Consider the following 12,967-nt stretch of genomic DNA (forward strand, 5'->3'; position numbering starts at 1 on the left):
AGCACAAAGCGGTCACGGTCAGCCCAGGACGGGTTCTGCGGGTTATGGTTCAGAAAATCACGCCACAGGACTTCGGCAATGTCAGCCATACCCATAGGGGCACCCGGGTGACCGGAATTGGCTTTCTGTACTGCGTCCATGCTCAGCGCACGAATAGCATTAGCAAGCTCTTTACGTGAGGACATTTTGACTCCAGTTCGGACTGTTGAAGGCAACCCTAACGTCACGAGAGGCGCACGTTACGGGCTATGCCAGAAAAAAGTGTCAACAATGTAACCTATGCGACAAAGCATGTACATGGAGCATCCTTTTGCCACTTCAGAAATCTCTGGAACAGAGGTTAACAAGATGTAATCCACTCGCTCGAAAGCCGCGATATTCTTTATACTTACGCCTAACTCTGGTGGTGCAGTTCCGGAGCATTTTCAGATAAACGACTTTGGAAGCAATCTCATGAAGAAACGGGCGGCGATTCTGGCGTTTGGCGCGACTTTACTGCTAAGCGGCTGTCAGAATATGGATTCAAATGGTTTTTTGAGCTCAAGTACCGGCGCTTTGCAGGCATTTTCCTTGAGCGATCAACAGGTTCAGGCGCTAAGCGACCAGGCCTGTAAGGATATGGACAGTAAGGCTACCATCGCACCGGCAGACAGCGCTTATGTACAGCGACTCAATAAGATAGCGGCGGCGCTTGGCGATAACATTAACGGTCAACCGGTGAACTACAAAGTCTACGTGGCGAAAGACGTCAACGCTTTCGCCATGGCCAACGGCTGTATCCGCGTGTATAGCGGCCTGATGGATCTGATGAATGATAATGAAGTCGAAGCCGTAGTTGGCCACGAAATGGGCCACGTTGCGCTCGGCCACGTGAAGAAAGGGATGCAGGTGGCGATTGGCACCAACGCCCTGCGCGCAGCGGCGGCATCCGCTGGCGGCATCGTGGGCAGCTTGTCGCAGTCACAGCTTGGCGATCTTGGCGAAAAACTGGTGAACTCGCAGTTCTCCCAGCGTCAGGAATCGGAAGCCGATGACTACTCTTATGATCTGCTGCGCAAGCGAGGGATCAATCCGACCGGGCTTGCCACCAGCTTCGAGAAGTTATCTAAACTCGAAGATGGTCGTCAAAGCTCAATGTTTGACGATCACCCGGCTTCTCAGGCGCGTGCCCAGCACATTCGCGATCGCTTACAGGCGGACGGCATTAAATAATTATTCAGAGGGGCAATATTGCCCCTCTTGCTTTGATAAGCAAAAAATATTAATAATGGCTAAACGGCATGAATTGATAATTTAAGCGCACGAACCGTTAAATATACGTAGATGTCACATCGGTCAAATATATAAACCGACCCCGCCGCACTCAAACACTTATCCTGAATATCAAATCAAAATTATATTATTTACCTTTCAGGAAGTTCTTTTACCTTATTTTTAAATAGTCCAGAGGGGTTTAGTAAAGCCAGTTATGGCGCGCCCTGCATGATACATCCCAGCGACACATCCATTCATACAATGATTGCTTTTGACACTTATTCAGGCGAATATCCGAATTGTAACAACACAATTCGACCGTCAGATAAACAGAGAAGTTCCCTCCGTGAAAAAGAAATTAACGTTAATTGCTTTAAGTATTATTGCCTCTGCGCCGGCTTTCGCGAGCCAACAATCCGACAGCCAGGGTTTTATTAATGACAGCCATCTGGATCTCTTCTTGCGTAACGCGTATATCAAACGTGATTATCGCGATGGGCTACATGATAAGAGCGAATGGGGCCAGGGCTTTATCGCGACCTTTGAATCCGGCTTCACTCAGGGCCCTATCGGCTTCGGCGTGGACGGTATCGCCCAGTACGGCGTGCGCCTGGACGGCGGCCGTGGGAACAGCGGTGCGGGCGGCATCGACTTTTTCGCCCAGGATAACGACGGCCGTGCAAAATCTGATTTAGCCAAATTCGGTGCGACCGCCAAAATGCGCTTCTCCAATACCGTACTGAGCTACGGTACCCAGCGCCCAGCGTTACCGATTCTCTACGCCGACGATTCGCGCCTACTCTATGAAACCTTCACCGGGACCATGCTGACCTCCAAAGAGATCGACGGCCTGGAAGTGAACGCCGGTTACTTCACCGACGAGCAGCGTAAAAGCGACGACAGCCACAACAGCGGCCTGAAGAGCATTACCTTCGGCGGCGCGAGCTATCAGTTTAACGACCAACTGAGCGGCGCACTGTACGCCTCTAACGTTGAAGACGTGCTGAACAAGCAGTACCTCGGCCTGAACTACGCGCAGCCGCTGGCGACCAATCAGAAGCTGGTCTTCGACTTCAACGGCTATAACTCTCGCCTGGATCAGGAATACGCCGACTCGCTGGATACCGGCCGCAGCAACAGCATCTGGAGCCTGGCTACCAGCTATATCTGGGATATCCACACCTTCAAAATTGCCTACCAGCAGAGCAGCGGCAGCACCGGCTATCACTACGGCAGCTACCAGAATCAGGGCGGCGTCGGCGACGGCGGCAACACCATCTGGCTGGCGAACTCTTACTGGTCTGATTTTAACGGTGAAGACGAACGCTCATGGCAGGCGTCTTATGCGCTGGACTTTGGCGGCCTGGGCTTACCGGGCTTAAGCTGGACCACTGCGTACGTTCGCGGCGATAACATCAAAACGGCAGAAACCAACAACGGTAAAGAGCACGAGTGGTTTAACCAGGTGCAGTACCAGGTCCAGGACGGCCCGGCGAAAGATCTGAAGTTTAAAGTTCGCTATTCGGTGCTGCGTGTTTCCAGCAACGCCAGCGACTACAACGTCAGCGGGAATGAAGTTCGCGTTTACGTCGAGTACCCGTTTAACGCGTTTTAATCGTTGAGTGTACTCCCGGCGTCGCTGCGCTCGGCCGGGCTACATGTTAATCGTAGCCCGGCCGAGGCGTTTAGGCCGACGCCGGGGAACTACCGCGAATGTCTTACTCGCCCTTCTTCGCAGCCTGGATGTAGAGCATTTCCAGCGCCAGGGTCGCCGCCGCCAGTGCGGTGATCTCGGACTGGTCATAGGCCGGAGCCACTTCCACCACGTCCATCCCGACGATGTTCAGATCCTTCAGGCCGCGAACCAGTTTAATGGCGCGATCGGACGTCAGACCGCCGATCACCGGCGTACCGGTACCCGGTGCAAACGCAGGATCCAGGCAGTCGATGTCAAAGGTCAGGTAGACCGGCATATCGCCAACGATCTGCTTAACCTGCGCGATGATGTCGTCCACGGTACGATCGTTCACCTGACCAGCGTCCAGTACGGTGAAGCCGTTGTCTTTGTCGAACTCGGTACGAATACCAATCTGCACGGAGTGGTTCGGGTCGATCAGGCCTTCGTTCGGCGCGGTGAAGAACATGGTGCCGTGGTCAAACTCGCAACCGTTAGCGTAGGTATCGGTGTGAGCATCGAAGTGCACCAACGCCATTTTGCCAAAGTGCTTAGCGTGCGCGCGCAGCAGCGGCAGCGTGACGAAGTGGTCGCCGCCGAAGGAGAGCATACGCTTACCAGCCGCCAGCAGTTTTTCCGCGTGCGCCTGCAGTTTTTCACTCATCTCACGGGCGTCGCCGAAAGCGTAAACCAGATCACCGCAGTCAACCACGTTCAGGCGCTCGCGCATGTCGAAGTTCCACGGGAAGCGGTTGTGCTCCCAGGCCAGGTTAGTGGAAACCTGACGAATGGCCGCCGGGCCGTGACGGCCACCGGCACGACCTGAGGTCGCCATATCAAACGGTACGCCAGTAATGACCCAATCCGCGTCGCTGTCGTACGGCATGAAGTTCATCGGCAGACGAAGAAAACCAAACGCGTTGGAAACCAGGGAGTTATCGTATTGATGACCTAAGGTGCTCATGTGCTGACCTCTTTTAAAATTACTGTAAAAAAAATCCCCTCCGCGTCGTTAGGCCCGACGAGGAAGGGATTGATTTGGTAACTGCATATTTGTGGCAAATTATCGCCGTTATTTTGTACGGATTCAAGCTGACATCGTCAATGCCGGATGGCGGCTTCGCCTTATCCGGCCTACAGATGTAGGCCCGGCAAGCGCAGCGCCACCGGGCAATTACCGTTACTCGTCTTCCAGATAAGTATAGCCGTACAAACCGGCTTCAAACTCTTCCAGGAACTGCTGCTGCAGCTCAGCGTCGAGATCGGTGTTTTTCACCTGGTCACGGAACTGCGTCAGCAGGGTGTTTGGATCGAGCTGTACATACTGCAGCATGTCCGCCACGGTATCGCCTTCGTCAGACAGCTCAACTTCCACGCTGCCGTCAGGGAAGACAAACACGTCAACCGCTTCGGTGTCGCCGAACAGGTTGTGCATGTTGCCGAGGATCTCCTGATACGCCCCCACCATAAAGAAGCCCAGCATTGGCGGGTTCTCTGGGTCATATTCCGGCATTGGCATGGTGGTCGCAATCCCGTCGCCGTCAACGTAATGGTCGATAGCACCGTCGGAGTCACAGGTGATATCCAGCAGCACCGCGCGGCGCTCCGGCGCCTGATTCAGCCCTTCCAGCGGCATCACCGGGAACAGCTGATCGATACCCCACGCATCCGGCATCGACTGGAACAGAGAGAAGTTGACGTAAATCTTATCCGCCATACGTTCCTGGAGTTCGTCGATAATCGGACGGTGCGCGCGGTTGCTCGGGTCGAGCTGTTTCTGCACTTCATGGCACATGTTCAGATAAAGCTGCTCGGCCCACGCGCGCTCATGCAGGCTAAAGGTGCCTGAAGAGTAGCCGACGTGAATATCGTGCAGGTCCATCTGGCTGTCGTGCAGCCATTCGCGCAGCGAGCGGCGGTTGCCCGGCTCGTGCATCTCCTGCCAGGTTTCCCACATGCTTTGCAGCGCGCGCGGCGCATCGGCTGCCGGCGGCGTCGCTTCGGTGTGTTCGCTACGCTCAACGCCGATGATGTTAGACACCAGCACCGTGTGGTGCGCGGTGACCGCACGACCAGATTCGGTAATCACCGTCGGGTGCGGCAGGCCGTGCTCTTCGCACGCATCGCCAATCGCCCAGATGATGTTGTTGGCATATTCGTTCAGGCCGTAGTTCACGGAGCAGTCGGACTGCGAGCGGGTACCTTCGTAGTCCACGCCCAGGCCGCCGCCCACGTCGAAGCACTGAATGTTCACGCCAAGCTTGTGCAGCTCAACGTAGAAACGGGCGGATTCACGCACGCCGGTGGCGATATCGCGAATGTTCGCCATCTGCGAACCGAGATGGAAGTGCAGCAACTGGATGCTGTCCAGACGACCGCGCTCGCGCAGAATTTCCACCAGTTGCAGCACCTGGTTCGCCGCCAGGCCGAACTTGGATTTTTCGCCGCCGGAAGACTGCCATTTACCGGAACCCTGAGAGGCCAGACGCGCACGCACGCCAAGGCGCGGTACCACGTTCAGACGCTCAGCTTCTTCCAGCACGATGGCGATTTCCGACATCTTTTCGATGACCAGATAGACCTTGTGGCCCATCTTCTCGCCGACCAGCGCCAGACGAATGTATTCACGGTCTTTATAGCCGTTACAGACGATCACGCTGCGGGTCATGCCCGCATGCGCCAGCACTGCCATCAATTCAGCTTTAGAACCGGCTTCCAGACCCAGCGGTTCGCCGGAGTGGATCAACGATTCAATGACGCGACGATGCTGGTTTACTTTGATGGGGTAAACCAGGAAGTAGTCGCCGTTGTAGCCGTAAGATTCACGCGCGCGTTTGAACGCCGCGTTAATCGAACGCAGACGATGCTGCAGGATCTGCGGGAAGCAGAACAGTGCAGGCAAACGCTGCCCCTGCGCTTCACGGGCTTTTACCAACTCGGCGAGGTCAACGCGCGCTTCTGGTACATCCGGATCCGGGCAGACGCTGATGTGGCCAAGCTCGTTGACGTCGTAGTAGTTATTGCCCCACCAGGCAATGTTGTATGTGCGTAGCATTTTGCTGGCTTCCTGGGAGCTCATCGCAACCTCCTGCATGGAACGTAGTACACCGCGTTCGCCTGCTGACGAATGCGAATCGAATGAAATGTCGTCAGACATAGCGAACCTCAATTATTTATAACAAGTGTAAAACAGTTAACTACTATCGCAGCGTGACGTTGCGATAACAACCCATATACAGCCCGAATAGGCAGCAGAACATGCTGACGCTCCGACTGTGCGACCGGTTTCTTATTCATATCATTATAAAACAAGCACCTGAACACATTATGACGGTTCAGAGAAACCACGAGAAAACTCTTGTTTTGACAAGAGCGCCCTTGTTCAGTCTTCAGTTACCTACCGGCTCTGGAGTCCTGAGAAGCGCCGAAATGGGTATAACATCGGCTGGTATGCAAAGCAGAATGGGGGGTTGCGGGGAACATAGTCGCGCCAGGACGGCACGGTAGAATCAGCAGAATACAACGGTTCATTATCTCGTATCACCTCCACGGCCGCCTCGAAAGACGAACCTCAAGCCAAAGCAAAAGTCTTAGCCCGGCTGGAAGTGGCAACACGAAAAATGACGTGTGCTTTTTTGTATGAGCCGCGCGCGGCGTTTTATACCGATAACCCACCTAAAATGCAAAATATAAATGCGCGCATTGCCAGCGGTGTCAGGAAAAATTTCCGTTAGCCACTGCAACAGAATGCGAGCTATCTCAAAAAAAACTGGCAATGAGGTGAAGATGTGACCTAAAATAGCCGTCCAGATGTTAATCCATCTATACCGATTAACACTCAGACTGCCAGTGACGGCAACCATCAAGTCCGTGGTATAATCTTCCATCGTGATTATTCAAGACAACAGTTTGAGCTAACCAAATTCTCATTGGGTGATATTAAATATGGCAAAACACCTTTTCACGTCCGAGTCTGTATCTGAAGGGCATCCTGACAAAATCGCTGACCAAATTTCCGACGCCGTGCTGGACGCCATCCTCGAGCAGGATCCAAAAGCGCGCGTAGCGTGTGAAACCTACGTCAAAACCGGTATGGTGCTGGTCGGTGGTGAAATCACCACTAGCGCATGGGTCGATATCGAAGAGATCACCCGTAAAACCGTTCGCGAGATTGGCTATGTGCATTCTGATATGGGCTTTGATGCCAATTCTTGTGCCGTACTGAGCGCTATCGGTAAGCAGTCTCCGGACATCAACCAGGGCGTTGACCGTGCCGATCCGCTGGAACAGGGTGCGGGCGACCAGGGTCTGATGTTTGGCTATGCGACCAACGAAACCGACGTGCTGATGCCAGCGCCAATCACCTACGCACACCGTCTGGTGCAGCGTCAGGCTGAAGTGCGTAAAAACGGCACCCTGTCATGGCTGCGTCCAGATGCGAAAAGCCAGGTCACCTTCCAGTACGACGACGGTAAAGTTGTCGGTATTGATGCGGTGGTTCTGTCTACCCAGCACGCTGAAAGCATCGATCAGAAATCCCTGCAAGAAGCAGTGATGGAAGAGATCATCAAGCCAGTTCTGCCTACTGAATGGCTGAACGCGTCGACCAAATTCTTTATCAACCCAACCGGTCGTTTCGTTATCGGCGGCCCAATGGGTGACTGTGGCCTGACCGGTCGTAAAATCATCGTGGATACCTACGGCGGCATGGCTCGTCACGGTGGCGGTGCATTCTCCGGTAAAGATCCTTCTAAAGTTGACCGTTCCGCAGCTTACGCAGCGCGCTATGTGGCGAAAAACATCGTTGCCGCAGGCCTGGCTGACCGCTGTGAAATTCAGGTTTCCTACGCTATCGGCGTCGCTGAACCAACTTCCATCATGGTGGAAACCTTCGGTACCGAGAAAGTGCCTGCTGAGCAACTGATTTTGCTGGTTCGCGAGTTCTTCGACCTGCGTCCATACGGCCTGATCCAGATGCTGGACCTGCTGCACCCGATCTACAAAGAAACGGCGGCTTACGGTCACTTTGGTCGCGAAACCTTCCCATGGGAAAAAACCGACAAAGCAGCTCAGCTGCGCGAAGCGGCTGGCCTGAAATAAGGTTTACCCGTTTTGATAAAAGCCAGCCTTGTGCTGGCTTTTTTTATGCCCGTTGTAGGCCTGGAGTCATTCCTTTTACGTAACAATTTACAGTTGCACACAATTTTGTGAAAGCGATTACATTAATGACACCGCGCCACACAAGCCTTTATCATAAGCCATGAAACACCTTTTCATATTAATGCGTCATGTTTCAGTAAAGTCTCATTATTGAGTTTTTCATTTTACCTGAAACACAATCAACCTTATGATTTTATTAATATTTAACCAAAGCATAACCTAATCCGCAGTGTAACCGATTACACAGTCGTGATTGTAATCACATTTTTTTACTACATACTCTCCTACCCTAAGCATCGATAGAATCAATGACTCAATTGGAGAGCATCATGCCTAACAATAAAAAACAGGGTCGCTCGAACAAGACAATGACCTTCTTTGTCTGCTTCTTAGCGGCGCTGGCCGGACTGCTGTTTGGCCTTGATATCGGCGTTATTGCCGGTGCATTGCCCTTTATTACTACCGATTTCCAACTCAGCCCGCATACGCAGGAGTGGGTGGTCAGTTCCATGATGTTTGGCGCAGCGGTAGGGGCGGTAGGCAGCGGCTGGCTCTCCTTCAAGCTGGGTCGTAAGAAAAGCCTGATGATCGGTGCGATCCTGTTCGTTGCCGGTTCCCTGTTCTCCGCCGCCGCGCCGAACGTTGAAGTACTGCTGCTTTCCCGCGTACTGCTCGGTCTGGCTGTCGGTGTGGCCTCCTACACCGCACCGCTGTACCTGTCTGAAATCGCGCCGGAGAAAATCCGCGGCAGTATGATTTCCATGTACCAACTGATGATCACCATCGGTATTCTCGGCGCGTACCTGTCCGACACCGCGTTCAGCTATAGCGGCGCATGGCGCTGGATGCTCGGCGTTATCATCATCCCTGCGGTACTGCTGCTGATAGGCGTATTCTTCCTGCCGGACAGCCCGCGGTGGTTCGCGGCAAAACGTCGCTTTAACGATGCCGAGCGCGTGCTGATGCGTCTGCGTGATACCAGCGCCGAAGCCAAACGTGAACTGGATGAAATCCGTGAAAGCCTGAAGGTGAAACAGAGCGGCTGGGCGCTGTTCAAAGAGAACAGCAACTTCCGTCGCGCAGTGTTCCTCGGCGTACTGCTGCAGGTGATGCAACAGTTCACCGGTATGAACGTCATCATGTACTACGCACCAAAAATCTTCGAACTGGCAGGCTACACCAACACCACTGAACAGATGTGGGGTACCGTTATCGTTGGCCTGACCAACGTACTGGCCACCTTCATCGCCATTGGTCTGGTTGACCGCTGGGGCCGTAAACCAACCCTTATCCTTGGCTTTATCGTGATGGCCGTTGGTATGGGCGTGCTGGGCTCGATGATGCACATCGGTATTCACTCCGCCGTTGCCCAGTACTTCGCCGTGCTGATGCTGCTGATGTTTATCGTTGGCTTCGCCATGAGCGCCGGTCCGCTGATTTGGGTACTGTGCTCTGAAATTCAGCCGCTGAAAGGCCGCGACTTCGGTATCACCTGCTCTACCGCCACTAACTGGATTGCGAACATGATTGTCGGGGCCACCTTCCTGACCATGCTGAACTCGCTCGGCAGCGCCAACACCTTCTGGGTATACGGCGGCCTGAACGTGCTGTTCATCTTCCTGACCCTGTGGCTGATTCCAGAAACCAAAAACGTCTCTCTGGAACACATTGAACGTAACCTGATGCAGGGCCGTCCGCTGCGCGAAATTGGCGCACGCGACTAACCTTCATCCCGCTTCCTCCCGCCAGGGAGGAAGCTTCCTCTTGCACCACCTTGCTTCACGCTCTATCCTCAGCCGTTATGAAAACCCCTCGAATTCCTATCGCCGTCCAGCAAAACGTCATGCGCAGCCTGCGGGAAAAACTCGCTCAGGCCAATCAGGCGCTGGGGCGTAACTACCCAGAACCGAAGCTTGTCTATCAGCAGCGCGGTACCTCTGCGGGTACCGCCTGGCTTCAGCAGTATGAAATTCGCCTCAATCCCGTGTTGCTACAGGAAAATCAGCAGGCGTTTATTGATGAAGTGGTACCGCACGAGCTGGCTCACCTGCTGGTCTGGAAGCACTTTGGCCGTGTCGCGCCGCATGGCAAAGAGTGGAAGTGGATGATGGAGAGCGTGCTCGGCGTACCGGCGCGTCGTACCCATCAGTTCGAGCTGGAGTCCGTGCGCAAAAATACTTTCCCCTATCGCTGCCGCTGCCAGCAGCATCAGCTCACCGTTCGCCGCCATAATCGCGTGGTGCGCGGTGAAGCCACCTATCGCTGCGTTCACTGCGGCGAACCATTAGTTGCCGAAATGTAACTAACGGAAATATCTGGAAGTTTTCTGACCTGACTGATTGCATCTGACAACCACATTCGTTACGTTGCGGGCTCGTTTTGAGATGGAGTTCGTGATGTACCGTAATTTGTCTTTTGCCGTGGCGTTTGTCGCGGCAGCCCTCTCTGGACAGGCGCTAGCCGAGGGTATTAACAGTTTTTCCCAGGCGAAAAGCGCGGGTGTAAAAGTGAATAGCGACGTTCCCGGCGATTTCTACTGCGGCTGTAAAATTAACTGGCAGGGTAAGAAAGGCGTTATCGATCTGGAATCCTGTGGCTATAAAGTGCGTAAAAATGAAAACCGCGCCAGCCGCGTCGAGTGGGAGCACGTCGTGCCTGCGTGGCAGTTCGGCCATCAGCGCCAGTGCTGGCAGGATGGCGGTAGGAAGAACTGTGCCAAAGACCCAGAATACCGCAAGATGGAGAGCGATATGCATAACCTGCAACCCGCCGTCGGCGAGGTGAATGGTGACCGCGGCAACTTTATGTACGGGCAGTGGAACGGCGGCGAAGGCCAGTACGGCCAGTGCGCGATGAAGGTCGACTTTAAAGAGAAAGTCGCCGAGCCACCGGAGCGTTCACGCGGCGCCATCGCCCGTATCTACTTCTATATGCGCGACCGCTACCAGCTGACGCTCTCCCGCCAGCAAACCCAGCTGTTCAACGCCTGGGACAAAATGTATCCCGTCAGCCAATGGGAGTGCGAACGCGACCAGCGCATCGCCAAAATTCAGGGCAACCATAATCCATATGTGCTGCAGGCTTGCCAGGCGCAAAAGAGCTAACCTACACTAGCGGCAATTGTTATTTTGCCCTGCCCTCTTCCTGGCGGAGAGGGCGTAGCCACAGATGGAATTCAGACTATGCGCATCCCTCGCATCTATCATCCAGAATCACTCACCGTCGGCACGCAGGTTGCCCTATGCGAAGATGCGGCGAATCACGTCGGGCGCGTTTTGCGCATGGGTAAAGGCCAGGCTATTCAGCTGTTTGACGGCAGCAATCACGTCTTTGAGGCCGTTATCACCGATGCCGGTAAAAAGAACGTGACGGTTGAAATACAGAGCAGCGCCCTCGATGACCGCGAATCCCCTATCCATATTCACTTAGGCCAGGTGATGTCGCGCGGCGATAAAATGGAATTTACTATCCAGAAATCGATTGAACTGGGTGTAAGCCTCATTACGCCACTTTTTTCCGAGCGCTGCGGCGTTAAACTGGATGCCGAGCGTCTGAATAAGAAGATTCAGCAGTGGCAAAAAATCGCGATTGCCGCCTGCGAGCAGTGCGGTCGCAACCAGGTTCCGGAAATTCGCCCGGCGATGGACGTCGAGGCGTGGTGCGCCGAGCAGGATGATGCGCTGAAGCTCAATCTGCACCCGCGCGCCAGCGCCAGCATCAACACGCTGCCGCTACCAGTGGAACGCGTTCGCCTGCTGATTGGCCCAGAAGGCGGCCTGTCGGCGGATGAAATTGCCATGACCGCACGCTACCAGTTTACTGATATTCTGTTGGGGCCTCGCGTTTTGCGCACAGAGACTACCGCACTCACCGCCATCACCGCACTGCAGGTGCGTTTTGGTGATTTGGGTTAAAGGAGAACAATAATGATCAAGCTCGGCATCGTGATGGATCCCATCGCAAGCATCAACATCAAGAAAGACACCAGCTTCGCTATGCTGCTGGAAGCACAGCGTCGCGGCTATGAACTCCATTATATGGAGATGAACGATCTTTATCTGATCAACGGCGAATCCCACGCCCGTACGCGTCTTCTGAGCGTTGAGCAGAACTACGATAAATGGTACGAGTTCGGCAGCGAGCAGGATATTAAGCTCGCCGACCTCGACGTTATCCTGATGCGTAAAGATCCGCCGTTCGACACCGAATTTATTTACGCCACCTACATTCTGGAGCGCGCGGAAGAGAAAGGGACGCTGATCGTCAACAAGCCGCAGAGCCTCCGCGACTGTAACGAGAAGCTGTTTACCGCCTGGTTCTCCGACTTAACGCCGGAAACGCTGGTGACCCGCAACAAAGCCCAACTGAAAGCGTTCTGGGAAAAGCACGGCGACATCATCATGAAGCCGCTGGACGGCATGGGCGGCGCCTCTATTTTCCGCGTGAAAGAAGGCGATCCGAACATTGGCGTTATCGCCGAGACCCTGACCGAACTGGGCAGCCGCTACTGCATGGCGCAGAACTATCTGCCAGCCATCAAAGATGGCGATAAGCGCGTGCTGGTCATCGACGGCGAGCCGGTGCCTTACTGCCTGGCGCGTATTCCGCAGGGCGGCGAAACTCGCGGCAACCTGGCTGCCGGTGGTCGTGGTGAGCCGCGTCCGCTGAGCGAAAGCGACTGGGCCATTGCCCGCAAAGTCGGCCCAACGCTGAAAGCCAAAGGGCTTATCTTCGTTGGCCTCGACATTATCGGCGATCGTCTGACGGAAATTAACGTCACCAGCCCAACCTGCGTGCGCGAAATCGAGGCAGAATATCCGATTTCTATCACCGGTATGCTGATGGACGCGATTGAAAAACGCCTGCAAAAATAAGCTA

The 12,967-nt window shown here is 54.3% G+C and carries 12 protein-coding genes; 8 read left to right on the forward strand and 4 right to left on the reverse strand.

The annotated features are described in order from the left end of the window. Positions 1–185 (reverse strand): hypothetical protein (locus tag RDN66_RS08275; protein WP_308537767.1); only part of this gene is annotated, 185 nt, incomplete at its 3' end. A gap of 268 nt (positions 186–453) precedes the next feature. On the opposite strand from RDN66_RS08275, the gene RDN66_RS08280 reads away from it, so the two are divergent. Both RDN66_RS08280 and RDN66_RS08285 read left to right on the forward strand, forming a co-directional pair. Then, positions 454–1,212, forward strand: a complete 759-nt coding sequence (locus RDN66_RS08280) for a M48 family metallopeptidase (protein WP_202217200.1) — start codon at positions 454–456, stop codon at positions 1,210–1,212. Positions 1,213–1,600: 388 nt separating this feature from the next. Beyond that, a complete protein-coding gene (locus RDN66_RS08285) occupies positions 1,601–2,869 on the forward strand; it encodes an OprD family porin (RefSeq protein ID WP_308537768.1) in 1,269 nt (422 codons plus the stop codon). Between the two features lie 103 nt (positions 2,870–2,972). Here the strand turns inward: RDN66_RS08285 and speB are convergent, their stop codons facing one another. The 3 genes from speB to yqgB all read right to left on the reverse strand — a co-directional run bounded on the left by speB (position 2,973) and on the right by yqgB (position 6,226). After that, positions 2,973–3,893: an agmatinase gene (gene speB, locus RDN66_RS08290; protein ID WP_123652553.1), complete on the reverse strand. Its 921-nt coding sequence runs from the start codon at positions 3,891–3,893 to the stop codon at positions 2,973–2,975. A 216-nt stretch (positions 3,894–4,109) separates the two neighbouring features. Further along, positions 4,110–6,086 carry a biosynthetic arginine decarboxylase gene (speA, locus tag RDN66_RS08295; RefSeq protein WP_072011337.1) on the reverse strand — a complete coding sequence of 659 codons (1,977 nt, stop codon included), beginning with the start codon at positions 6,084–6,086 and terminating at the stop codon, positions 4,110–4,112. A gap of 8 nt (positions 6,087–6,094) precedes the next feature. Then, complete coding sequence (yqgB, locus tag RDN66_RS08300) at positions 6,095–6,226, reverse strand: acid stress response protein YqgB (protein WP_147281523.1); 132 nt, start codon at positions 6,224–6,226, stop codon at positions 6,095–6,097. Between the two features lie 648 nt (positions 6,227–6,874). Between yqgB and metK the strand changes: the two genes are divergently transcribed. From metK to gshB, 6 genes are all read left to right on the forward strand, one after another. Next, entirely contained in the window at positions 6,875–8,029 is a 1,155-nt protein-coding gene (gene metK / locus RDN66_RS08305; protein ID WP_202217197.1) for a methionine adenosyltransferase, read from the forward strand. 389 nt (positions 8,030–8,418) lie between these two features. Then, entirely contained in the window at positions 8,419–9,813 is a 1,395-nt protein-coding gene (locus tag RDN66_RS08310) for a sugar porter family MFS transporter (RefSeq protein WP_035892019.1), read from the forward strand. A 77-nt stretch (positions 9,814–9,890) separates the two neighbouring features. After that, a complete protein-coding gene (locus RDN66_RS08315; RefSeq protein WP_072011338.1) occupies positions 9,891–10,391 on the forward strand; it encodes a SprT family zinc-dependent metalloprotease in 501 nt (166 codons plus the stop codon). Positions 10,392–10,485: 94 nt separating this feature from the next. Continuing rightward, a complete protein-coding gene (gene endA, locus RDN66_RS08320) occupies positions 10,486–11,193 on the forward strand; it encodes a deoxyribonuclease I (RefSeq protein WP_064542663.1) in 708 nt (235 codons plus the stop codon). Positions 11,194–11,271: 78 nt separating this feature from the next. After that, positions 11,272–12,003 carry a 16S rRNA (uracil(1498)-N(3))-methyltransferase gene (gene rsmE, locus RDN66_RS08325; RefSeq protein ID WP_123652550.1) on the forward strand — a complete coding sequence of 244 codons (732 nt, stop codon included), beginning with the start codon at positions 11,272–11,274 and terminating at the stop codon, positions 12,001–12,003. 12 nt (positions 12,004–12,015) lie between these two features. Next, positions 12,016–12,963 carry a glutathione synthase gene (gene gshB, locus RDN66_RS08330; protein ID WP_035892023.1) on the forward strand — a complete coding sequence of 316 codons (948 nt, stop codon included), beginning with the start codon at positions 12,016–12,018 and terminating at the stop codon, positions 12,961–12,963. Positions 12,964–12,967: the final 4 nt, after the last annotated feature.

This window comes from uncultured Kluyvera sp., assembly GCF_902485085.1.
In the GTDB taxonomy this organism is placed as follows: Bacteria; Pseudomonadota; Gammaproteobacteria; order Enterobacterales; family Enterobacteriaceae; genus Kluyvera; species Kluyvera ascorbata.